Source organism: Luteibacter sp. P4_D7_3 (assembly GCF_056401735.1).
On sequence record NZ_JBFUIT010000003.1, the window covers coordinates 1 to 23,464 of the forward strand.

A 23,464-nucleotide genomic window follows, 5' to 3' on the forward strand; every position below is an offset into this window, starting at 1 on the left:
CCGGCATCGTGCCCTGGGCCATCCTTGATGATGCACGAATACGATTCGTTCGTTTCCGTCGTCTCACCGACCGACCATGCGCCTTGATAGCCCGCGACGAGCTCAATGAACTCATCGTCATCCCGTAGTTTCGCGGTGAGCTTGCCTTCCCCCAGGCCACCGCCACCCAGATCGAAGCGAGTGGCAATGTCAGCAGCAGCACCCTCATCCCTTACCGAGTAGGCATTGAGCGGCTGATCCGCCTCGACCATCTCAACAGCGTTGCCGATATAGCGGTGTTGCACCACGCGCGGATCGCGGAAGTGTTCCTTCCAGTCTTTGAGAAGCTTATCTTCGATGGGTCGATCGGGACTGGGGCCTCCTGGAGTTTCGACAACGTCGTCGAGGGAGCGATCGCGGAGGAGCAAGGTGTCGCGAGAGATGAAGTAGTAGTTGTTGTTGCGCAGCCGTGCTGATGGTGCGTCGCCGACTTGATACAAAAGCACGGTGAGCCAGGGATCGTGCTTGCGCGCTCCTTCGGCGTTGACCATGACAAGCATGGCGGGGGAGAACTCCAGGGTTTTCAGCTGGATGTTGGCGTCGCACGTGCCTTTGGTGGACTCGGGTGCAACGATGCCCGAGTCTTTCTCGGTCTCCCCAAGGAGTACGCCCTGATCGTTACGACCGTTGATTTCGAGAAGAACATTCGATGGACCCCATAGTCCGTCGATCTGCTGATAACAGAAACAGACGCGCAGTGCGAAGAATAGGCTCGTCGCGCCACCTTTTCCCACGGGCAACCCTGTTGTATCGCGTTCGACCCAGAAGATATAGCGACGCGTGTCGATGACCACGGGGCGGATCGTGTCGATGTGGGTGCGGGGGTCTTCCTTGATTGCTTCTTTGGTCAGCTTGGGCAACTGGGTCGCGTCTACGTCGGCGGCCGACGGCACCGGTGTCTGTGTGATGGCGCCGCTCAACGGTAGTGTTACGGGCTCCCACTCGGACCATGCAAGCATGCTCGGCGCGTTGCTGGCATCGCGCACGCTCATGTTGAGTGTCCGCCAGTAATAGGTGGGGGGAGATACGTTCGATTTCCCGATGAAGTGGAAGGTGTCTTGCGTGGGATCGGTGCCGTCGTGATAGGCGGTCAGAGGCTGGATATTGCTGTTCGCCTCGAACCCGGCGAGGTATCCAAGGATGGCGGTTTGCACATCGACAGCGCTGAGCTTGCCTTGGGAAAGAAGGTTTTCCAGGTCGGCGAACAAAGCAGTCTTGCGCGCGCGTCGGGAGGGATCGACGTGGTTCTCGGGGTGGTTCCGAAGCTGTTTAAGCATCTTCCAGCGGCTGTACTCACCTAGCGTGCCGCTCCAGAGTGCTTTCAGTTTGCCGGTGATTTCGGCGTTGTGCTCGTGACCCGTTTCGAGGCCGGAGAGGATGCGATGGATGCCGGTTTGCAGGCTCGCCATGGCTGATGCGACGAGGCTGGTGTTCGGTTCCCTGCCGACCCTGACGTCGGTAAGAAGATGATCGGAGAGGCTGTCGACGTCAGTGATATGAGCCAGCCGCGGTTGCGTGGGCACCCAATGGGCTAGCAGCCAGGCGACGAGTGCATCGCGCCACAGTTCCCCGTGACGGCCTTCGATCTCCAGTACCTCGTCGTCGTTACACGCGGCCATCATGCGGGTGGCGACCATCTCGAAGAGGGAGTGGTCCTGGGTGAACTTCAGCTTGTTCAGGCCTTGCAGCGCGTCGATCGACATGCCAGTGCGCGCGGAGAGCTCGTGCATACGCATAAGGTAGTCGATGTCGCGGAGGTCTTCGGCCGTTCCGGCGACGGTCTTCGGTGCGATGGCGAGGGCGATGAGCTCGATGTCTTTACTGCGCCAGCCAGTCAGTTTTGCCAGCGTCGCTGCGCTTTTTTCAGGCGTCAACGTGCGATTGGTCTTGGCTTCCCGCAGGTAATCGATGGCCTGGTGTTCCTCGACGCCCTCCTGCAAAGTGGCCAGCCAGTCGCCGTAGCGGGTGACCTGATATAGCGTGGTGAAGTCGAGGGGGCGCATGGCGGAGGAAAGACCCTCCAGATTGAACCAGTCCGGCTGCTCGGTCATCGCCTTGAGTCCGTTGGGACTCAGCCGAAGGAGTTGCATGACGGCGGAGCGACGTTCGAGCTCGGTCCACATGCGTAGGTCGTCGGGGCCAAAGGCCGCCGCCAGGGCGTTCACGTCGATCGTTACCGTGGTCCTGGTCGCCTCGGTCGTCGGCGTGGGCAAAGCGGTCTTTGCTGCCGAGGCGATGGCGCGCTGTTCGAGCGCGTCGATCGCGGCAATGAACGTGGTAGCGTCGCTGTTGATCCAGTGTAGCAAGGGAAGAGCAAGCGACGGATCGATTAGTTGCAGCGCATGCCGGATCGCGCTTGATACGAGGTCTGTCTTCGTCGCCACCTTCGTACCGTCTTCCCCATCCGCGCTGCCTTTAACGGCAGCGCGCTGTGCCGTTATGACTAAGCGGGTCGCTTCGATCCAGCGAGCGGACGGTTTGGTCGGTTCGGGAATCAAGAGACACCGGCACAAGGCGGCTATCGGCAACCGGTGCTGCTTGAACCATTCAGCAGCATTCATGACCAGGGCGATGACGTTCAGTACATCGGCCGAATCGCTTGCCGTAGCCGGTTCGCGGCTCCATGCCCCGAAGAGCCATGTGCTGAAGTCGAAGGCACCCTCGTCGGAGTCGTTGCCTTCGGCGTCGTCGGTGTCGATCGCGCCGCCGGAGGTGGTTTGCGTTTCCGGTTCAGGGGCGAGCGACGGCGTGCCTGCCAGTTGGCTGAAGACCTCCGGGTTCTCTTTATTCAACGCGCTGAGGAAGGGCGTGATTTCCTCGGTATTCAGACCCACAGCTCGAGGCAGCGCAATCAGGCGGTAGCAGGCCGATACCACGTCGAGCGTTCGCTTTGGCTTCGTGATGTCCTGCGCTTCGATTACGCATTCGAGTGCCCAGCGAACCGTGGTCTCGTCGGCGCCGAATGCCTGGCTAAGCTGGCTCACCGTCACCGCGCTATCGACGTCCTCCGCTTCGATGGAGAACTCCATGCCATCCATGGTGAGTACGGGCTCGGCGTCCTGGCGATCGAGGATGCCGCGCGGGTTGAAGAGGGTGTCGTAAAACGGCGTCTCACGTCCCGTGGCGCACACGGCAATCGAGCCGATGAAGGCAGCGAACTGGTTCGCGGTCACGCCGTATTGTTCGCGCAGGTGCTGGAACATCCCCATGGCGCGCATGGTGGTCGGCGTCATCTTGAAATCGGTGCGGTGGCCTTCGGCGCGTAACGCGGTGACCACGAGCAAGTCGATGTCGGGAAACGGCAGTTTCATCGCGTGGTGCAGGCGGATGATACGAATCATCCGATCGAGATGCGCATCGGTGGCACCTACGATCGTGATGTCACCGCTGGCGTCACCGCTTCCTTCGGCGGTCGCGTTGCACAGGTAGAGCGGTGTCGTGCCGTTGTGGATGAAGGCGGCACCGAAGTCCGCATTCGACGAGGGCTCGGTTGTCGTTTCTGCAAAAGGGCTGCGCACGACAGCTGAAGGAGGTGCCCTATCCTCGCCAGCCAATGCGGGCCGGTAAACGGCAAGGCATTGGCGCAGTTGCTTCCGGCTGAGGCCAAGTACACGGCGCAGCGTGTCGGTGTGGGTGAGGTCGGGCTCGTCGGCGGCCGCGAAAGGCAGTCGCGATGCGTGCTCGCGCAAGGTGGCGATCGTCGCGGCGACCGTACTGTCGTCTGCCGTAAGTAGCTGACGTAGCTCGGGTGACAGACCGCTCGCCATCGTCGTGGCCGCATGGAGCGAGGCCGAACTACGATTGCTGAAGGTGAAATTGGGATAGTTGTAGTCGGATTTTCTGACCGCGTCCCATGCCGTCAGCTTGCGCTGCTGCAAGACGGCCTTGATGCGCTCCCAGCTGAAGTGAAAGGGAAGGCTTGCGGGAAAGCTCGCAGTTGCAATGTTTTCGTGAAGGCGCAAAAGGCGTTTGGCGGCCTCGTCGGATCCGTCCGTCGTGAGTGCGCGGGAGGTTGGAACTTCGACCCCTACTTCACGGACCCTGTCCTCGAGGATGTCGATGACGCGGCGCAGGGCGGGGAACGTCCGCTTCAGTGAGCTGTCGTCCATCGGCATGCGGGGAATGTCCGGCCGACGCTCTTGGAGAAGAATCCGAAAGGCCTTTTCATCGACATCGCCGGAAGTGCTCTTGCCGTTTTCGAGGCGGCTCAGCAGTTCGTGCAACTCGGTCAGATAGGCGAGCGGCAAGGTGTTGTCGTTGAGTTCGCCCGGTTGGACCGACTCTGGCCAGCCGAAAAGGCTGATATAGCTCGCGGAATGGTTAGCGCGGCTGGCCTTGCGCGGCGCCTGCGGCGGTGTTTCGTTGGGCATGTCATCGTCCTTGACTGTGATTCCTCGCCGCGTCCGAATGGGCGACGGCGTGTGCATTCCATGCACGCCCGACCCTACGCCCCCTCAAGCATCCCGGGGAGTAGGCCATTGGTTGTAGGCGTCCGGGCAGGGGCGCGGCGGGGACGTTAGAATGGGCGGATGACCCAGCTCCCTTTCGACCTCCTCGCCACCGATGGCGCGGCCCGGCGTGGCCGTCTCCGATTCGGCCGCGGCACCGTGGAAACCCCGGCGTTCATGCCGGTGGGCACCTACGGTTCCGTCAAGGCCATGACCCCCCGCGACGTGCTCGACACCGGCGCGGAGATCATCCTTGGAAACACCTTCCACCTGTTCCTGCGCCCGGGCCTGGAGATCGTCGGCGAATTCGGCGGCCTGCATAAGTTCATCGGCTGGGATAAGCCGATCCTTACCGATTCCGGTGGCTTTCAGGTCTTTTCGCTGGCACATAAGCGCAAGATCACCGAAGAAGGCGTCACGTTCGCCTCGCCCGTGGACGGCTCGAAGGTGTTCCTTTCGCCCGAGGAGTCCATGCGGATCCAGAAGGTGCTGGATTCGGACGTGGCCATGATCTTCGACGAATGCACGCCTTACCCGGCCACGGAGAAGGTCGCTTCCGATTCGATGGAGCTCAGCCTGCGCTGGGCCGAAAGATCACGTCAGGCCTTCGACGACCTGAAGAATCCGAATGCCCTGTTCGGCATCGTCCAGGGCAGCACGTATGAAAACCTGCGCCACCGGTCGGCCGAGCGGCTGATCGAGATCGGCTTCGACGGCTATGCCGTGGGTGGTCTCGCCGTGGGTGAGCCGGAGGCAGAGCGCAACCACACCCTCGACCTCACGCTGCACGTCCTGCCGAAGGACCGGCCGCGTTACCTCATGGGTGTGGGCCGCCCGGAGGACATCGTCGAGGCCGTGCGCCGCGGTGTCGACATGTTCGACTGCGTGATGCCGACGCGTAACGCCCGCAATGGATTCCTGTTCACTCGGGAGGGCACGTTACGCATACGTAACGCGAAGTTCTCCATGGATACGCGCGTTATCGAGGAAGATTGCGACTGTTACGCCTGCGCCAACGGCTTCAGCCGGGCCTATCTGCGCCATCTGGATCGCTGCAACGAAATCCTCGGCAGCCAGCTGGCTACGATGCACAACCTGCGCCACTACCAGCGCCTGATGGCTGGCCTTCGCGGCGCGATCGAGGCTGGCACGCTGGACGACTTCGTCGCTGACTTCTACGCCGCGCGGCGCAAGGCCGAAGTCGACGGCTGACTTGCGGCTGCTCTCCGGCGCCCCCAAGCCTTGGCGGGGCGCCGTACATAAGCACCGGGGTGCGTGGCATAATCCACGATCTTTTTACGTGAGCAGCCGCTTTTCCGTGGCTGTTCCATGACTTGCGAGAATTGACGATGAGCCTTCCGACCTTCGCCGCCATTGCACAGGCCACCGCTCCCGCTGCCGGGGCCACCCAGGGTGGGGCACTCGGCCTCTCGCCGCTGATCATGATGGCGGTGCTGTTCGGCATCTTCTATTTCATGATGATTCGCCCGCAGATGAAGCGCCAGAAAGAGCATCGCAACCTGCTGTCCGCGCTCGCCAAGGGCGACGAAGTGGTGATGGGCGGCGGTCTTGCCGGCCGCATCGAAGACGTGGGCGAGTCCTTCGTTCGCGTGGAGATCGCCCCGGGCACCGTCGTTCAGGTGCAGAAGGGTTCGATCACCCAGGTCCTGCCGAAGGGCAGCCTCAAAAAGTCCTGAGCTTCGTCTCAATGGCGTCAGCCGCGGCCGCTTGTGGCCGCTTTTCATGGAATGGCAAGGCATGAGTGATTTTCCACGCTGGAAGTACGCGCTGGTCGTGATCGTGTTGCTGCTCGGCATCGTTTACGCGTTGCCGAACGTCTTCCCGGCCCAGCCGGCGGTACAGATCTCGGGTAACCGCGGCGCGACGGTCGATGCGGCACTGAAAACCAAGGTCGAGGACATCCTCGCCACGGCGAAGACGCCGGCCACGGTGATCGACGTTGATGCGAAAACCAGCCGCCTGCTGGCACGCTTCGCCACGGCGGATGCGCAGACCAAGGCGGCGGACGCTCTGCGCACCACCCTGGGCGAGAGCTACACGGTGGCGCTCAACCAGGCGTCGACCGTGCCGACCTGGCTGCAGTCGATCAATGCCTTCTCGATGCCGCTCGGTCTGGACCTTCAGGGCGGCGTGCACTTCCTGATGGAAGTGGATCAGGGCGCGGTGATCGATGCGCAGGAAACGCGCTACACCGATGACATCCGCGCGTTGCTGCGCGAGAAGAAGGTGTCCTACGACGCCGTCAATCGCAATGCGCGCGGCCAGGGCGTCAGTGTGGTGCTGCGTACAGACGCCGACCGCCAGGCGGCGGCAGCCCTCATCGCTACCGACTACCCGGAACTCACGACGACCGACGGCGCGGCCACGGGCAATCGTTTCATCCTCGACGCGGTGATCAAGCCGGCCAAGCTGCGCGAGCTCTCACAGAGCATGATCACGCAGAATCTCACGACGCTTCGCCAGCGCGTGAACGCCCTGGGCGTGTCCGAGCCGCTGATCCAGCAGCAGGGCGCCAACCAGATCGTGGTGGAACTCGCCGGCGTGCAGGACACCGCCGAGGCGAAGAAGATCATCGGTGCCGTCGCCACGCTGCAGTACCGCGCTGGCCTGTACACGCCGCCGCAGGCCGCCGACGCCGCCCGCTCGGGCAGCGTGCCGCCGGACGCCAAGCTGTACTACGGTCGTGACGGCCGTCCATACCTGCTGAGCAAGACCATCATCGCCACCGGTGACGAACTCACCTCGGCGGTATCCGGTCGTGATCAGCAGAACGGCACGCCCAATGTAAGCGTCTCGCTGAACAGCGCCGGCGCACGCAAGATGCAGGACTTCACCAACGGCAATGTCGGCAAGCCGATGGCGGTGCTCTACATCACGCGGACCACCGAAACCAAGATGGTCGACGGCAAGGAAGTGAAGACGCCGAAGATCACCGAAGAGGTGATCAACTACGCGAACATCAGCTCGCCGTTCGGCAAGCAGTTCTCGACCAACGGCCTGCCCAGCGATTCGGAAGCTTCGGAACTGGCCCTGCTGCTTCGCGGTGGTTCGCTCGCGGTGCCCATCGACATCGTCGGTGAGAGCGTGATCGGTCCCAGCCTCGGCGCGGACAACATCGACAAGGGCTTCAAGGCGGTGATGCTCGGCCTCGGGCTGGTGCTGGTGGCCGCGGCGATCTACTACAAGCTGTTCGGTCTCGTCGCCGACATCGCGCTGTTCTTCAACCTGGTGCTGCTCATCGCGGTCATGTCGATGATCCACGTCACCCTGACCATGCCGGGCATCGCGGGTATCGTGCTGACCCTCGGTATGGCGATCGACGCCAACGTGCTGATCTGCGAGCGTATCCGCGAAGAACTGCGTAACGGCTCCTCGCCGCTGGCTGCGATCCGCACCGGCTACGACAAGGCCTGGGCGACGATTCTCGACGCCAACGTGACCCACCTGCTCGCCGCGCTCGGCCTGATGACCATGGGCTCGGGTCCGATCAAGGGCTTCGGCGTCACGCTTTTCATCGGTATCCTCACGTCGATGTTCACGTCGGTGACGGTCACGCACGCCATCACCGCGCTGATCCACGGCGGCCGCAAGCTCAAGACCCTGTCGGTCTGAGGAGGAAGCCATGGAAATCTTCAACCACAATTCGAACTTCAACTTCCTCGGCCTGCGTCGTTTCAGCATCGGCCTCGGCATCCTGCTGATGGTCGGCTCGATCAGCCTGATCCTCACCAAGGGCTTCAACTACGGCCAGGACTTCGTCGGCGGCGTAGCCGTCGAGGTGGAATACCAGGCCCCGATCGATCCGGCGGACGTTCGCTCGGCGCTGGAGAAATCCGGCCTCGAGAATCCGCTGGTCCAGGCCGTTGGCGGCACGCGTGACTACACCATCCGCATGCAGCCGAAGGACGACAAGAACTCGGTCTCCCTGACCGGCGACGAAGCCGCCGCCAAGGTCGCGGGTGATGTCATCGCCGCGCTCAAGGTCTCGCGTCCGGACGTGATCCAGAAGAGCCGCTCCTTCGTCGGCCCGCAGGTCGGTGAAGAGCTGCGCAGCGACGGCGTGGTCGCCGTGGCCTTCGTCATCATCGGCATCATGGGTTACCTGTGGCTCCGCTTCGAGTGGCGTTTTGCCGTCGCGGCGCTGGCCACCGAGATCCACGACGTYCTGGTCACCCTGGGCATCTTCGCGATCACCCAGCGCGATTTCGACCTGACCGTGCTTGCCTCGGTGCTCGCCGTGGTCGGTTACTCGATCAACGACAAGGTGGTCGTGTTCGACCGTGTCCGCGAACTGTTCCGCGCCAGCCGTAATGCGACGCCGGAAGAGGTGCTCAACCGTTCGATCAACAGCACGCTGTCGCGAACGATCATCACCTCGCTGTTCACCGGTATCACCATGGCGGCGCTGTTCTTCATCGGCGGCCCGGTGGTTCACGGCTTCGCGATCACCATGCTCATCGGCATCCTGGTCGGCACGCTGTCCTCCATCTTCATCGCCAGCCCGATCCTGCTGTGGCTCGGCGTGTCGAAGAAGGATCTCATGCCGCGCAGCAAGGAAGATCCGGAGCTGGAGCGTCGTCCGTAAGTCGGCGGCCCCCACAGGTCAATCCCCACAGGGTAAATCTCCACAAGGTTAAACAAAGAAGCCCGCCATTTCTGGCGGGCTTCTTTGTTTGTCACACCCCGTCCCTGAGATCAGAATTCGTCCCTGTCCTCGATAGCGCCTTCCGTGTCGTTGGCGAGCGTCAGCACGACGTAGGCGGAGCCTACGAGCGAAGCGCAAAGCCATGCGTAGACCATCTGTATCGCTGTCCTGGGGATCGCGGCGGCGACCCTGGGCGCGAGCGCCAGGCCAACGAGGCCGGCAATCGCGAGGACTGCGGATACGGTCCACGCCAGACGCCGGGAAGGCGACGTAGTGGTGATGACGTTCATGTGGTGCCCCTGTTACCCCTGTTTCGCGGTCGTCGTGAATGCTGTGTGAGGCCGCTTGATGTAGGAAATACCCTACAAGAACTTGAGGGGCAAGTGCCCATCGGCTGAATGATGGGTGTGATCCGTGTCACGTTTTCTCAGGTAAAGCTCCCAAGGTCCCGGCTGGGCTAGAATTTCCACCCCCGATGAGGTTTCACCCATGGCAGAACGCGAATTTCCAGGCTTCACCCTGCGCAGCAGCGCTACCCAGGACGGCTCCCGCTTCAAGGCGCTGCTGTCATCGCATCCGGTGGCCAAGGGCTTCCCCAGCTATTTCACCGTCTACGATCAGCGCAGCTTCCGCGACGAGGAGAGCGCACGGGCGGCGGCGGAGAAGGCGCTAGGTCTGGTGCTGGAAGTGGATGATGAGGGCGCACCGGTGTTTGCCGAGGACGAGACCGGCTTCGACGACGACAAGCTCGAAGGCGCGTTGCCGGGTGAGCCGCTGGGCGACGAGTCGGACGACGAAGACCTAGACGAAGACGAAGACGACCACCATCACAGGGGCGCCTGACCCCGGTCAGTGCGGCATGGCGTCGCCCACCGCCTTCAGCAGGCTGCGGCGGTCGTAGGGTTTGGCCAGGAAGGCGGCCAGTGTGCCCAGCCTGCCCGTGGCTTGAGCTGCATCCCCTGAAACGACCACGCAGATCACCGGGTTTCCCCGCCGGTGCAGTTCCCGCACAAGATCGATGCCATCCATCTCCCCAGGCATATTCACGTCGGTGAGCACAAGGCCCACCTCCGGATGCGCGGCGAGAACAGTCAGCGCCGCATTGGCGTTCATGGCAGTAAGCACCTCATACCCCTCCCGCTCCAGCATGTAGCTGGTGATGTCGAGTACGTTGGGGTCGTCTTCCACGACAAGTACATGTCCGGCGGCGGTCATGGGCAATCCCTTGGGGCGATGGCCGGCACTCTCCGCTTGCTGTCGTGCGGGCGACGTGACAGATATGCCTTGACACGAAGCCGTGCCGCGGTGCGTCATAGCACGGCACACGGCTAGGGGAAGGCGGGCGCGCCATGAGCACTGGGGACGGGCGGTACAGGCAGTTTGTCGAGGCCTCCGCCGATTGCATGAAAGAGCTCGACCGCGAAGGGGTCATCCGCTTCGTGGCCGGTCTTGGCTGCGCGGCGCTGGCGCCGGAAGGCGTCGATCACTTGCTGGGCACTCGGTGGCTGGATCTCTGGCCCGTGGAGGCACGCGACATGGTTGCGCGGGCGCTCGATCGCGCGGCAGCCGGGGAGCGGGTGGACTTCGTCAGCGCCCGGCGCACCTCGGTGGGCACGTCCCGCTGGTGGGAAGTCATGGTGGCCCCCGTCGTCTGCAACGACACCCTCGATCACTTCATCGTGATCAGTCGCGACGTCACCGAGCGGGTCGCCCTGCAGGCGGCGCTCGAGGCGATCAACGAGCTCCTGCAGGACCGATTGAACGAGTCGGTCGCCCGGTCGGCCAGCGCCACGACACAGTACGGCAGCCTGCTCGAGCGGCTGGAGGCCGAACACGGCGCCCGGCGGCAAGCGGAAAGTTCGCTGGCGGGTGTCAGCGAGCAACTGGCGATGGCCCAGCGGGGGCGGGACCTTGCGGAGGCCAGTGCGCGTCAGGCCCAGAAGCAGCAGGCGATCGGCCAACTGGTCAGCGGTATCGCCCACGACTTCAACAACATGCTGCAAACGGTGATCGTGAGCCTGTCGGGTCTGCAGGACGATGTGGACGAACTGGCACCGCGGCACCGGCGCATGCTCACCTACGCCGTCGAAGGCGCCCGGCACGCCACGGCGTTGACCCGGCGGTTGCTTGCCTTCGCCCGGAACCAGCAGGCCCGTCCCGAACCCTTCGATCTGGGCGACATCGTGGAAGGATTCGCGGATTTTGCGCGTCATGGAATGAGTGGGCGTATCGCCATCGAGGTCTATCGCCAGCCCGGGCCGCTACCCGTATGGCTCGACCGTCACGGTTTCGAACAGGCCCTCATGAATGTCTGCCTCAACGCCCGGGATGCCATGGAGGGGATGGGCAAGATAGTGATCGAGGTCGGTGAGCGCATGGGCGGCGGGTCCACGGGCGAGGTTATGCGCGAGCGCGCCGCCACCCGACAGATTTTCGTCAGTGTGACGGATACGGGCGGAGGCATGGCGGAGGACGTCCGTCAGCGCTTGTTCGAGCCGTACTTCACGACCAAGGAAGGCGGCTCGGGCCTGGGTCTGGCCCAGGTCTACGGGACGGTGGCGCAGGCCGGTGGCGGCATCGAGATCGAGAGCGAGGCCGGCGTCGGCACCCGCATCCGGCTCGTGTTTCCGCGCTATCCCGAACCGCTCGAGTTGCCGGAGTGAATCGTTCAGAAAACGTGACGAAGTTCCTCAATTTTTAGCCATGGCGGCCGATAAGAAAGACGACTGGGAAGGAAGCACGTCATGTTGGTCATCATTGGTTTTATCGTCGTCCTGGTCTCGGTGCTTGGCGGCTATGTGCTCTCGCACGGTTCGATCGGCGCCCTCTGGCAGCCGTACGAACTGCTGATCATCTTCGGCGCCGCCGTGGGTGCGTTCGTCAGCGCCAATTCGATCGACATCGTGAAGGGCGCTGGCCGTGACGCCATCGGCCTGTTCAAGGGCCCGCGTTACCGCAAGCAGGACTACATCGACCTGCTGTCCCTGCTGTACGACATCTTCACCAAGATGCGTAAGGAAGGGCAGCTGGGCATGGAATCCCACATTGAGGACCCGGCCAACAGCAGCCTGTTCTCCGCCTACCCGCGCCTGATCGCGGAGCACCACCTCATCGACTTCGTCACGGACTGTCTGCGCCTCATCGTTGGCGGCAGCATGGATCCCCACGAGCTCGAACAGCTGCTCGATGTCGAGCTGGAAACGCATCACCACGAGGCGATGGCACCGGCCCTGGCCGTGCAGAAGATGGCGGACGCGCTGCCGGGCTTTGGTATCGTCGCGGCGGTGCTGGGCATCGTCATCACGATGAAGTCCATCGATGGCGATGCCGCGGTGATCGGCGAGCACATTGCTGGCGCGCTGGTGGGTACGTTCCTCGGCATCCTTCTTTCCTACGGCTTCGTCGGTCCGCTGTCGGCGGCGATGGAGGCGCGTGTGAGTACGGATGGCCGTGCCTTCGAGTGCGTGAAGGTGGGTCTGCTGGCCAACCTGCGCGGATACAACCCGATGGTCTCGGTCGAATTCGCCCGCAAATCGCTGCAGACCACCACGCGGCCGAGTTTCCAGGACCTCGAAGCGCATCTGAAGAGCGCTCGGTAAGTCCCCGATGAGTGACCTGAAGCAAGTCATCATCGTCCGCAAGAAGAAACGGGGTGCTCACGCGCACCACGGCGGCGTTTGGAAGGTGGCCTACGCCGACTTCGTCACGGCCATGATGGCGTTCTTCCTGGTCATGTGGCTGGTCGGCGCCGGCACCAAGCAGCAGCGCGCGGCGATCTCCGAATACTTCAAGAACCCGAGCATGACCCAGGGCCAGTCGACCATGGCGCCCTCGGGCAAGATGGGGCCGGGCGGTGCCAGCACCAGCATGATCAAGCTCGGTGGTGCGATGGACCTGCCCAAGGGGCCGGGCGACAACCAGGCCTTCGCCAAGCCGAGTGGGTCGGACATCGACAAGCTGGCCAAGGAAAAGGAGAAGCGTCGTCTCGAGCAGCTGATGAAGGACCTGACCGAGGCGATCGCCAAGAGCCAGGCCATGGCCCCGTACAAGGACCAGTTGCTGATCGACATCACTTCGGAAGGCCTGCGCATCCAGATCGTCGACAAGCAGAACCGTCCGATGTTCGACACCGGCAGCGGCGCCCTCAAGCCCTACACCGTGCAGATCCTTCACGAGCTGGCGGGCTTCGTGAACCAGGTGCCGAACAAGATCAGCATCTCTGGCCATACGGATAACGCGCCGTACATTCGCGCAGACAGCGCCTACGGCAACTGGGAGCTCTCCGCTGACCGCGCGAATGCCGCGCGCCGTACACTCACCGAGGGTGGCATGCAGCCGGACAAGGTCGCCCGCGTGGTGGGCCTGGCGGCGTCGGTGCCGTTCGACAAGACCGATCCGTCCTCGGCGATCAATCGCCGCATCAGCATCGTGGTGATGACGAACGAGGCGGCGAGGGCCGCCTTGTCGACGGAAGTCGCGGACGAGGCAAAAACGCTCCCGGCCGTGCCGACGCTGCATTCGGCGGAAGCCGAGCATGTGAGCGGCGGCGCGCCTGACGCACCGGCCGGCACCTCGGCATCGGCGGTCGGCAGCGCCATGCCGGTGGCTGCGGAAGGCACGCCAGGCGGCTGACCGGCACGGACCTTCACGTGCAGCAACCGGGGTGAGGCGTCCACTCGTCACTTGACCGACGAGGGACCTTCCGATGCGTTGTGCCTGCCTGATGACCTTGGCCGCCCTGACCACCGCGCTCGGCGCCTGTACAGAGAGTGCAAGGCTGCCGGGCGAAGCGGGCATGGGTCCGAAACCGACCTTGCCAACGCCGGACAAGCGACTGATTCCCACGCTGCACATTGCCGATGCGAAGGGATGGCCGGCAGGAACGACGCCGACGGCCGCCAGTGGGCTTGCCGTGACGGCATTCGCCCGTGGCCTGGATCATCCACGGTGGATCTACGTGCTGCCCAACGGTGACGTACTGGTCGCCGAGACCAATGCGCCGCCCAAGCCGGACGACAGCAAGGGCATCCGTGGTTGGGTCCAGGGCAAGGCGATGAAGCGTGCCGGGTCGGTGACACCGAGCGCGAACCGGATCACGCTGCTGCGCGACACCGACGGCGATGGCGTCGCCGAAACGCGCACGGTCTTCCTTACCGGCCTGCACTCGCCCTTCGGCATGGTCCTCGTTGGCAACGATTTCTACGTGGCGGACAGCGACGCCCTCTTGCGTTTTCACTACAGCGAAGGGGCCACCGCGACCACGGGGCCGGGCGTCAGGATCGCCGATCTCCCCGCGGGTCCGATCAATCACCATTGGACGAAGAACGTCATCGCGAGCCCGGATGGCAAGACGCTCTATGTGACGGTCGGATCGAACAGCAACGCCGCCGAGAACGGCATGCCGGCTGAAGACCGCCGCGCCGGCATCCTCGAAATCGATCCGGTCACCGGCGCCTCGCGCGTCTTCGCCTCGGGACTGCGTAACCCGAATGGCATGGGCTGGCAGCCGCAAAGCAAGGCGCTCTGGGTCGCTGTCAATGAACGCGATGAACTGGGCAGCGACCTCGTTCCCGACTACATGACGGAGGTGAAGGAAGGCGGGTTCTACGGCTGGCCGTATAGCTGGTACGGCAACCACGTCGATTCGCGGGTCGTTCCTCCGCGGCCCGACATGGTCGGCAAGGCCATCGTTCCCGATTACGCGCTCGGGGCGCATACCGCGTCGCTGGGCCTGGCCTTCTACGCCGGTGGGGGTGTATTGCCGTCGCACTACGTCAACGGCGCCTTTATCGGGCAGCATGGTTCATGGAACCGGCGCCCCTTCAGTGGCTACAAGGTCGTCTTCGTTCCATTCACGGATGGACGTCCATCTGGTATGCCCGAAGACGTCCTCTCCGGCTTCCTCGGCGCCGAGGGAGAAGCCTATGGCCGCCCGGTTGGCGTAGCAATCGACGGGCGTGGCGCACTACTGGTCGCGGACGACGTCGGCAACGCCATCTGGCGTGTCGCGCCGCCCGTTTCATCCCGAAATGCGGGTCACTTGCAACCGTCACCTTCCCCGGTCAGTATCGGGGTACAGGGGAAGGAAAAGCGCAATGGAAAATCACAGTAAGTTCAGAGTGGTGGCCAAGGCGGTTAAGTATCACGACGACGGCGGTGGACAGGTTTACCGGTCGAGTTACCGGATCCTGGATCACGTCGGCGAAGAGATCGAAACCAACACCGGTACCAACGATTTCGACGATATCACCAGTGCATTCAACGAAGCGTTCGCCATGGGTCATGAGCGCCTGCGTGCACTGAGCACCGAAACGATCCAGTAAGCCTGATCTGATTTAGCACGTCTGATCACGCGCGTCGGGAGTCCAGGTTTTCTCGCAGTTCGTCGAGCTGCGCTGGTGTCCCGACGTTGCGCCAGAAATCGCTGTACTTTTCACCGGAAAGCCGGCCCGCCGCGATGGCGCGCTGGTACATCGGCAGCAGCTTGAAGCGCCCCGCGACTTCGTCCTCGACGATCTCGCGCCGGTAAACGCCAACGTTGCCGAAAGTCAGGCGCTCCGCGCCGGTCGGCCCGTCTCCCTCGTATAGCCGTCCATCCTTCAGCGCGAAGTCGCCGCCCGGGTGGAAATCGGGATTGTCGACCATGACCAGGTGAGCGACGCCCTCGGGCTCACGGGGTAGCGCGGTGTAGTCGATGTCGCTCCAGATATCGGCGCTCACGACGATGAAGGGCTCCGGGCCAAGCAGGGGCAGGGCGTTGTGCATGCCGCCGCCGGTTTCCAGCGGGGTCGGGCCCTCGTAGGAATACCGGAGTCGCACGCCCCACCGCGAGCCGTCGCCCAGCACGCTGGGGAACTGGTCCGCGAGGTGCGAGGTGTTGATGACGATGTAACGCACGTCGGCGGCAGCGAGCTTTTCGATGTGATGCACGATCAGTGGCTTGCCAAGCACCTCGAGAAGCGGTTTTGGCGTATGCGTGGTGAGCGGACGCATGCGCTCGCCGAGTCCGGCGGCGAGGATCAGCGCATGCCTCATGCCTTCACCGGGACGCGGATGTCGCGCTGGCCGATCTTCGTTTCGATCAGGTCCGCCAACGGCGCGACGTCGGCATGCCGGCGGGCGGTATCCAGCACGTAGCGCAAGACGCGGGGCAGGTCGTCGAGGTAACCGGGCTTGCCATCGCGATAGCACAGCCGGCAGAACAACCCCAGGATCTTGATATGGCGCTGCAGGCCGGTGAGATCGAACCAGCGGCGGAAACGATCGGCATCCACCTTCTCCTCGAGCAGGTGCGCATCGAGCAGGCGCAGGCGGTAAGCCTCCACCCAGCCTTCCACCCGCTCGTTGTCCCAGACGATATACGCGTCGCGAAGCAGCGAGGCGAGGTCGTAGGTGAGCGGTCCCGACATGGCGCCCTGGAAGTCGATCACACCGGGCGAGCGCTCCGTGGTCACCAGCAGGTTGCGACTGTGGAAGTCGCGATGCATGAAGGCGCGCGGCTGCTCGGCGATGGCGTGCATGATGGCCGTGAACGCGTTCTCGACGATGTCCCACTCGCCACATTCCAGCGTCACGCCAAGATGCCTCTCCAGCAACCATGCCGGCATGATTTCCATTTCCATGGTCTGCCAGGCGTGATCGAAGGCGGGTAGCCCTTCGGTGCTTACGTGCATCTGCATGCGGAGCAGGGCGTCGAGTGCATCGCCGTACAAGGCGTCGACCGTGTGATCGTCCAGTTCCGGGAGGTACGTACGCGTGCCGAGATCTTCGATGAGCAGGAACCCTTGCTGCAGGTCCGCGACCATCACCGTCGGTACGTGCAGGCCGGCGTCCGCCAGTCGCTTGCCGATGGCGACCCAGGGCGCAGGATCTTCCTTTTCCGGCGGCGAGTCCATGACGATCACCGGCTGGCCATCGACATAGCCGCGCCAGTAGCTACGGAAGCTGGCATCGGCCGAGGCACTTTCCAGCAGGAGTTCGTGCTGGCCGGTGACGTGGCGCGCCCACGCGAGGCGGGCGGCTGAGCGTTCTTCGAGGGTGGTCATGCGGGCTCTGCGAAACGGGGCTATCCGCGAGCTTAGAACGTTTGCGTGGGCCTGTCATAGCACCCGTTTGGTGCGTAGTGATGGGGCGGTTGTTGTGCAATGCAACGTGTGGTTATCTTGGTTGCACGGGGCCGCTATCGGGGGTGGGTGGATGGAAGACGACTGTAAGTCCGCGTCCATGACGCGTCGCGATTTACTGCGCATGATCGGCGTCGCAGGCGGTGGCGCCTTGATGTACCAGGCGATGAACAACCTTGGCTTTGCCGCGGAATCGCCGTACCGTCGGTCGGGTCCTTTGCAGGGCACGGGGCGCGGCACGGTTCTCATCCTCGGTGCCGGTCTGGCTGGCCTGGTCGCGGCCTACGAGCTGGGTAAGGCGGGCTACAAGGTCCAGGTGCTGGAGTACAACGCTCGCGCAGGTGGTCGCAACTGGACACTCCGCGGTGGCGATGAGTACACCGAGCTGGGTGGACACAAGCAGGTGTGCGCGTTCGACAAGGGCCTGTACTTCAATCCCGGGCCATGGCGTATTCCTTACCACCATCACGGCGTGCTCGATTACTGCCGCCAGTTCGGCATTCCGCTCGAGCCCTTCGTGCAGGTCAATCACAATGCCTACCTGCATAGCGTCAGCGCGTACGGCGGTAAGCCGCAACGTCTGCGCGAAGTGCAAGCCGACCTCAACGGCGGTGTTGCGGAGCTGCTTRCAAAGGCGAGTGACAAGGGTCGGCTCGACGACCTGGTGAGCAAGGAGGATCGCGAAGTCCTGCTTGAAGCATTGCGAGAACTGGGTGGCCTCGACAAGCAGTTTCGCTATGTCGAAGGCCGCGACAGCAGCGAGCGCCGCGGCTTTGCCAAACATGCCGGCGGCGGTCCCGACGGTAAACCCGAGTTCTCCCGGCCGAATGGCCTGTCCGATGTATTGCACGCGAAACTATGGGCTTCGCTAGGCACCAACGAACAGCAGGAATACCAGACCACGCTGATGCAGCCGATCGGCGGCATGGATGCGATCTCGAAAGCGTTCGTCGAACGCATCGGCCATGTCGTGACCTACAACGCCAAGGTCACCGCGATCGCCCAGGACGAGCACGGCGTCACCGTGACCTATGAGGACGCGGGGTCCGCGGGCCAGCCACGCCAGGCAAAGGCGGACTGGTGCGTGTGCACGATTCCCTTGTCCATCCTCAGTCAGATCCCGATCCAGGTATCGGCGGCCAAGGCCGAGGCGATCTCGGCCGTTCCCTATTGGGCGTCGTCGAAGGTCGGCCTGCAGTTCGATCGTCGCTTCTGGGAGGAGGACGAGGCTATCTACGGTGGCATCACCAGCACCGACCTTCCGATCGGCATGATTTCGTACCCAAGTCACGGGTTCGGCACGAAGAAGGGCGTGTTGCTGGGTTCCTACACGTTCTCGACGGAGGCGTTCGAGTTCACGTCACTCACACCGGCCGAGCGCGTGCGCAAGGGCGTCGAGCAGGGAGCGATGATCCACCCCCAATACACGAAGTCGTTCGAGAACGGCATGGCCGTCGCCTGGCATCGTTCGCCGTTCACGCTGGGCTGCTTCGGTGGATGGAACGACGCGAGTCGTGCGAAGCACTATGCGGATATCTGTTCGATGGATGGACGCATCGTGCTGGCGGGTGAGCACGCGTCCTACCTGCCGGCCTGGCAGGAGGGTGCGATCCTCTCGTCGCTTTCGGCGATCGATGCCTTGCATGCGCGCGCCGGCGCGGGAGGTCGCTCATGAGGCGCGCGATCATAATGTCCGCGTGGCTCGTCGCGAGCGCGGTGCACGCACAGAACAGCGACCCCGCCTTCATCGCCGACAAGGACATTCCGCATGCGACGGGCGAACAGCTGTTCACACACATCTGCCAGGGTTGCCACATGCCCGACGGCAAGGGCGCGGTCGGTGCCGGTCACTACCCGGCGCTTGCGAATAATCCGAAGCTCGCCTCCGCCGCCTATCCCGTCGTGATGGTGATCAACGGGCGCGGGGCCATGCCGTCGTTCGGCAACGGTTTGTCCGACGCGCAGATCGCCGGCGTCGTGAACTACGTCCGCACGCACTTCGGCAATGCCTATACCGACACCCTCAAGCCCGAAGACGTCACACCGTTTCATCCTGCCAAGCCGCCCTCGGAGGGCATGTGACATGTTGAAGAGAGTCATCCTCGTACCGTTGCTGCTCATGGCCGTGGCACCTGCCTTCGCCGCCGACGTGGTTCGCCACAAGATCCCGAACAGCACGTTCCCGATCTCGGCCGCGGTGGAAATCCCGGCGGGCAAGACCCTGGTGTTCCTCAGCGGCGCCGTGCCCCCCGTGGCCGACACCACGGCGCCCAAGGACACGCCGCAAGCCTATGGCGACACCCGCACCCAGACCATCGGCGTCCTGACTTCGATCGACAAGCAGCTCAAGGGCATGGGGCTGTCCCTGGGCGATGTCGTGAAGATGCAGGTTTTCCTGGTGGGGGACCCGGCTAAGGGCGGCAAGATGGACTTCGGCGGCTTCATGGCGGGCTACACGCAATTCTTTGGCACCCCGGCCCAGCCGAACCTGCCGTCGCGCTCTGCGATGCAGGTGGCGGGGCTCGCGAGCCCCAACTTCCTGGTCGAGATCGAGGTGACCGCCGTCCGTCCGTGAGGCCTTCTGCCTGGGCGGTGGTACTAAGCCACCGCTCCGGCGTGTACGCTTCGTTTCTTTTGGACGCCCGGGCGCCCCATGGCTCTTACCCCTGATCCACGGATCGGCATCATCGGTCTCGGTTACGTCGGACTGCCGCTCGCGGTCGAATTCGGCCGGCACTTCGATACCCTTGGCTTCGATATCGACCCGGCCCGGCTCGAGCAGCTCCGCGCCGGGCACGACCATACGATGGAGGTCACCGGCGACGCGCTCTCGGCCGCCGCCCGGTTGCGCTATAGCGGCGACATCGCCGATCTTGCCGACCGCAACGTCTACATCGTCACCGTGCCCACGCCGATCGACGAGGCACAGCGCCCGGATCTCGAGCYGCTGGAGAAGGCCTGCCGGATGCTCGGTGGGGTCATTCGCCATGGCGACCTGGTGATTTTCGAATCCACGGTCTATCCGGGCACGACCGAAGAGATCTGCGTGCCCCTCCTGGAGGCCGGCTCCGGCCTGGTCTTCAACGTGGATTTTCACTGCGGCTACAGTCCCGAGCGCATCAATCCGGGCGACCATGCGCGTCGTGTCGTGGACATCCGCAAGCTCACCTCGGGGTCCACCCCCGAAGCGGCCGATCGCGTGGACGCGCTGTATCGCACGATCATCCGCGCAGGCACGCACAAGACATCGTCGATCCGCATTGCCGAATCGGCCAAGGTCATCGAGAACGTGCAGCGAGACGTCAACATCGCCCTGGTCAACGAGCTCGCCCTGATCTTCAACCGGTTGGGGATCGACACCGGCGAAGTGCTCGAGGCGGCCGGCACGAAGTGGAACTTCCTGCCATTCCGGCCCGGCCTGGTCGGTGGACATTGCATCGGCGTCGACCCGTACTACCTCACGCACAAGGCGGAAGTCACCGGCTACCACCCGGAGCTGATCCTCGCCGCACGTCGCATCAACAGCCGCATGGGCACCTACGTGGCGGACCGTGTCATTCGCCTGATGAGTGAGCGTCGCCTGCACATCGTCGATGCGCGCGTACTCGTCCTCGGTTTCGCCTTCAAGGAAAACTGCCCGGACCTACGCAACACGCGCGTGATCGATATTGTCCGCGACCTGAAAAAGTCGATGGCGAATGTCGATGTGTACGACCCGTGGGTGGACAACGAGGAGTGCTCGCGGGAGTRCGGCGTACGCACGATCGACGCCATCGAAGAGGGTGTGTACGACGCCGTGATCGTCGCCGTGGCTCACGATGAATTCCGCGCCTTCGGCCCGCAGAAGATTCGCGGGTTCGGCAGGAAGGGCGCCGTCGTCTACGACGTAAAATCCGTCCTCCCCCAGGACAGCGTGGACGGCCGATTATAAAAAAGTGGGAGCCGATTCATCGGCGAAGCCTGCTCGCGGAGGACCGTAAAAACTTGCGCTTCTTCGCCTTTCATGCACCTTTCTGAATGCCGCCATGGCGCCGTTTCCGTAAGTATTGACTCACCTCTCAGGAACAGCGACGTTGTGCTCCCCACAGAGGAGACCAGCATGACTATCAAAGCCGGAAGCAACACCCAGAACCGCTCGCGAGTTCTCGCACTACTCGTGATGGGCGCGGCGTTCATGGCACCGCTGGCCGCTAACGCCGACGACCATCATCCGCCGGTGCACCATCGTCACCAGGTCTGCCACAACGCGCGCGTGTCCGACCATCACGGTCACTATCACACCACCCGCCAGTGCCATTGGGTGAATCGCTGATCTGCTGAGCGGATGAAAAAAGAGCCGGCATATAGCCGGCTTTTTTTTACGCACTTTCTGTGGGAGCCGATTCATCGGCGAAAGGGTGCTTGCGACAACCTTGCCCGCTGCCGCGCGATCGCCGATGAATCGGCTCCTACACGAGATGAGCTCGGTCAGGAGAGGTTGTAACCACGCTCCTCGTGCAACGCCAGATCCAGTCCGATCTGCTCCTGCTCTTCGTCGACACGCAGGCCCATGGTGACCTTGATGCCCTTGAAGATGGCGTAGCTGAGCACGGCGCTGTAGACGACGGTGAACGACACGCCCTTGAACTGGATCCAAAGCTGCAGGCCGAGATCCGTGACCGTGCCGAAGCCGCCGAGTACGGGTGCAGCCAGCGGACCGGTAAGCAGGGCGCCGATGATGCCGGCGATGGCATGCACGCCGAAGACATCGAGCGAGTCGTCGTAACCGAACTTGCGCTTGAGGCTCGTCGCGCTGAAGAAACAGACGAAGCCTGCGACGAAGCCGAGYACGAGTGCGCCACCGGGTCCGCACGTGCCGGCAGCCGGGGTGATGGCGACGAGGCCAGCCACGGCTCCCGACGCGATGCCGAGCACGCTGGCCCGACGATGAGTGATCCACTCGATCGCGGTCCAGCCGATGGCGGCGGCAGCGGTAGCGATCTGCGTCACCAGCATGGCCATGCCGGCACTGCCGTTCGCGGCCACGGCGGAGCCGGCGTTAAAGCCGAACCAGCCGAGCCAGAGCATGCTTGCGCCGACGAGCGTGTAGCCGAGGTTGTGCGGCGGCATCGCGGTGGTCGGATAACCACGGCGCTTTCCGATGACGAGGCAACCGACCAGACCCGCGATACCGGCATTGATGTGCACCACGGTACCGCCGGCAAAGTCGAGCACGCCGAGGTCGCCGAGGAAGGAGCCGGGACCGCCCCAGACCATGTGCGCGATCGGCAGGTAGACCAGGGTGAACCACAATGCGGTGAAGACGAGCAGCGCCGAGAACTTCATGCGCTCGGCAATCGCGCCGACGATCAGTGCAGGCGTGATGATCGCGAAGGTCATCTGGAACATCACGAACACGGCTTCGGGAACGGTCTGGTAGAGGCTGCCGGGCGTGAGGCCCGCGAGCATGCCGTGGCCGAGGCCGCCGATGAAGGAGTGCAGATTGGTCGTGCCGGCGGTCATGCCGGTGTTGTCGAAGGCCAGGGAGTAGCCGTAGACCACCCAGAGGATGGTGACCAGGGCGGTAATCGCAAAACACTGCATGAGAACCGAGAGCAGGTTCTTCGCGCGGACCATGCCGCCGTAGAACAGGGCCAGTCCCGGGATGGTCATCAGCAGGACGAGCATCGTCGCGGTGAGCATCCAGGCGGTATCGCCGGAATCGAGCTTTGCTGGCGTGGCTGCCTGGGCGAAGGCGCTGCAGGGAATCAGTGCGGCGGCAGATGCTGTGGCGAGTGTGCGTACGAGCTTAGAGCGCATCGGCGTCGACCTCCTGCGTGCGGATCCGGATCGCTTGCTCCAGGTCGATGACGAAGATCTTGCCATCGCCGATCTTGCCGGTCTTCGCCGCGTTCATGATCGCCTCGACCGCCCGTTCGAGTTGCTCGTCGGTGACGGCGATCTCGATCTTGAGCTTGGGCAGGAAGTCGACGACGTACTCGGCGCCACGATAAAGCTCGGTATGCCCGTGCTGGCGGCCGAAGCCTTTGACCTCGGTCACGGTCATGCCCTGTACCCCCGCCTCGGCGAGGGCCTCCCGAACGTCGTCCAGCGTGAACGGCTTGATGATCGCGTTGATCCACTTCACTACCGTTGCTCCCCATGGTTGGACTGAGGTAGAGGGAGCAGGATGCGTGCCAGTGCCCTGT

At 63.5% G+C, this 23,464-nt stretch carries 21 protein-coding genes and 1 pseudogene; 15 read left to right on the top strand and 7 right to left on the bottom strand.

Going from position 1 to position 23,464, the window contains the following annotated elements; translation table 11 throughout:
• A partial coding sequence (locus tag AC1DSN_RS00650; RefSeq protein WP_477329236.1) for a neuraminidase-like domain-containing protein occupies positions 1-4,409 on the bottom strand: 4,409 nt, incomplete at its 3' end.
• A 159-nt stretch (positions 4,410-4,568) separates the two neighbouring features.
• Here AC1DSN_RS00650 and tgt point away from each other — a divergent pair.
• The 4 genes from tgt (at position 4,569) to secF (ending at position 9,093) form a co-directional block, all read left to right on the top strand.
• Positions 4,569-5,699 (top strand): tRNA guanosine(34) transglycosylase Tgt, encoded by a 1,131-nt coding sequence (tgt, locus tag AC1DSN_RS00655; protein WP_063570441.1) that lies wholly within the window; start codon positions 4,569-4,571, stop codon positions 5,697-5,699.
• Positions 5,700-5,836: 137 nt separating this feature from the next.
• Entirely contained in the window at positions 5,837-6,184 is a 348-nt protein-coding gene (gene yajC, locus AC1DSN_RS00660; protein ID WP_063570442.1) for a preprotein translocase subunit YajC, read from the top strand.
• 61 nt (positions 6,185-6,245) lie between these two features.
• Positions 6,246-8,120 (top strand): protein translocase subunit SecD, encoded by a 1,875-nt coding sequence (gene secD, locus AC1DSN_RS00665; RefSeq protein WP_477295609.1) that lies wholly within the window; start codon positions 6,246-6,248, stop codon positions 8,118-8,120.
• Between the two features lie 10 nt (positions 8,121-8,130).
• On the top strand, positions 8,131-9,093 hold the full coding sequence (gene secF, locus AC1DSN_RS00670) for a protein translocase subunit SecF (protein ID WP_063570444.1): 963 nt from the start codon (positions 8,131-8,133) through the stop codon (positions 9,091-9,093).
• A gap of 110 nt (positions 9,094-9,203) precedes the next feature.
• Here secF and AC1DSN_RS00675 read toward each other — a convergent pair whose 3' ends face one another.
• Entirely contained in the window at positions 9,204-9,443 is a 240-nt protein-coding gene (locus tag AC1DSN_RS00675) for a hypothetical protein (RefSeq protein WP_477295612.1), read from the bottom strand.
• A 199-nt stretch (positions 9,444-9,642) separates the two neighbouring features.
• Between AC1DSN_RS00675 and AC1DSN_RS00680 the strand changes: the two genes are divergently transcribed.
• A complete protein-coding gene (locus AC1DSN_RS00680) occupies positions 9,643-9,996 on the top strand; it encodes a hypothetical protein (protein ID WP_063574347.1) in 354 nt (117 codons plus the stop codon).
• Between the two features lie 6 nt (positions 9,997-10,002).
• Here the strand turns inward: AC1DSN_RS00680 and AC1DSN_RS00685 are convergent, their stop codons facing one another.
• Positions 10,003-10,368 (bottom strand): response regulator, encoded by a 366-nt coding sequence (locus tag AC1DSN_RS00685; protein ID WP_213948639.1) that lies wholly within the window; start codon positions 10,366-10,368, stop codon positions 10,003-10,005.
• A gap of 134 nt (positions 10,369-10,502) precedes the next feature.
• Here AC1DSN_RS00685 and AC1DSN_RS00690 point away from each other — a divergent pair, with 134 nt between their 5' ends.
• The 5 genes and pseudogenes from AC1DSN_RS00690 to AC1DSN_RS00710 all read left to right on the top strand — a co-directional run bounded on the left by AC1DSN_RS00690 (position 10,503) and on the right by AC1DSN_RS00710 (position 15,476).
• Entirely contained in the window at positions 10,503-11,816 is a 1,314-nt protein-coding gene (locus AC1DSN_RS00690; protein ID WP_255548505.1) for a sensor histidine kinase, read from the top strand.
• 81 nt (positions 11,817-11,897) lie between these two features.
• The gene (gene motA / locus AC1DSN_RS00695; RefSeq protein ID WP_477295615.1) at positions 11,898-12,752 is read left to right on the top strand and encodes a flagellar motor stator protein MotA; all 855 of its coding nucleotides are present in this window, start codon (positions 11,898-11,900) and stop codon (positions 12,750-12,752) included.
• A gap of 7 nt (positions 12,753-12,759) precedes the next feature.
• Positions 12,760-13,785: a flagellar motor protein MotB gene (gene motB, locus AC1DSN_RS00700; protein ID WP_063573710.1), complete on the top strand. Its 1,026-nt coding sequence runs from the start codon at positions 12,760-12,762 to the stop codon at positions 13,783-13,785.
• Positions 13,786-13,858: 73 nt separating this feature from the next.
• A pseudogene (locus AC1DSN_RS00705) lies at positions 13,859-15,166 on the top strand (PQQ-dependent sugar dehydrogenase); the annotation flags it as partial.
• An 82-nt stretch (positions 15,167-15,248) separates the two neighbouring features.
• Positions 15,249-15,476: a hypothetical protein gene (locus AC1DSN_RS00710; RefSeq protein ID WP_046966000.1), complete on the top strand. Its 228-nt coding sequence runs from the start codon at positions 15,249-15,251 to the stop codon at positions 15,474-15,476.
• A 25-nt stretch (positions 15,477-15,501) separates the two neighbouring features.
• Here the strand turns inward: AC1DSN_RS00710 and murU are convergent, their stop codons facing one another.
• Together murU and AC1DSN_RS00720 are read right to left on the bottom strand one after the other, a co-directional pair.
• A complete protein-coding gene (murU, locus tag AC1DSN_RS00715) occupies positions 15,502-16,188 on the bottom strand; it encodes an N-acetylmuramate alpha-1-phosphate uridylyltransferase MurU (RefSeq protein WP_477296416.1) in 687 nt (228 codons plus the stop codon).
• The gene (locus AC1DSN_RS00720; RefSeq protein WP_477296414.1) at positions 16,185-17,198 is read right to left on the bottom strand and encodes an aminoglycoside phosphotransferase family protein; all 1,014 of its coding nucleotides are present in this window, start codon (positions 17,196-17,198) and stop codon (positions 16,185-16,187) included. Before AC1DSN_RS00720 ends, murU begins: the two co-directional genes overlap by 4 nt.
• 178 nt (positions 17,199-17,376) lie before the next feature.
• Here AC1DSN_RS00720 and AC1DSN_RS00725 point away from each other — a divergent pair, with 178 nt between their 5' ends.
• From AC1DSN_RS00725 to AC1DSN_RS00745, 5 genes are all read left to right on the top strand, one after another.
• Positions 17,377-18,951: a flavin monoamine oxidase family protein gene (locus AC1DSN_RS00725; protein ID WP_477329239.1), complete on the top strand. Its 1,575-nt coding sequence runs from the start codon at positions 17,377-17,379 to the stop codon at positions 18,949-18,951.
• Positions 18,952-18,965: 14 nt separating this feature from the next.
• The gene (locus AC1DSN_RS00730) at positions 18,966-19,358 is read left to right on the top strand and encodes a c-type cytochrome (protein WP_231873980.1); all 393 of its coding nucleotides are present in this window, start codon (positions 18,966-18,968) and stop codon (positions 19,356-19,358) included.
• A gap of 1 nt (position 19,359) precedes the next feature.
• On the top strand, positions 19,360-19,851 hold the full coding sequence (locus tag AC1DSN_RS00735) for a RidA family protein (protein WP_477296409.1): 492 nt from the start codon (positions 19,360-19,362) through the stop codon (positions 19,849-19,851).
• Between the two features lie 78 nt (positions 19,852-19,929).
• Positions 19,930-21,207 carry a nucleotide sugar dehydrogenase gene (locus AC1DSN_RS00740; RefSeq protein WP_477329241.1) on the top strand — a complete coding sequence of 426 codons (1,278 nt, stop codon included), beginning with the start codon at positions 19,930-19,932 and terminating at the stop codon, positions 21,205-21,207.
• 168 nt (positions 21,208-21,375) lie between these two features.
• A complete protein-coding gene (locus tag AC1DSN_RS00745; protein WP_063572993.1) occupies positions 21,376-21,588 on the top strand; it encodes a hypothetical protein in 213 nt (70 codons plus the stop codon).
• 155 nt (positions 21,589-21,743) lie between these two features.
• Here the strand turns inward: AC1DSN_RS00745 and AC1DSN_RS00750 are convergent, their stop codons facing one another.
• Positions 21,744-23,075: an ammonium transporter gene (locus tag AC1DSN_RS00750; RefSeq protein WP_477296075.1), complete on the bottom strand. Its 1,332-nt coding sequence runs from the start codon at positions 23,073-23,075 to the stop codon at positions 21,744-21,746.
• A complete protein-coding gene (locus AC1DSN_RS00755) occupies positions 23,065-23,403 on the bottom strand; it encodes a P-II family nitrogen regulator (RefSeq protein WP_046965993.1) in 339 nt (112 codons plus the stop codon). Before AC1DSN_RS00755 ends, AC1DSN_RS00750 begins: the two co-directional genes overlap by 11 nt.
• Between the last annotated feature and the right edge of the window lie 61 nt (positions 23,404-23,464).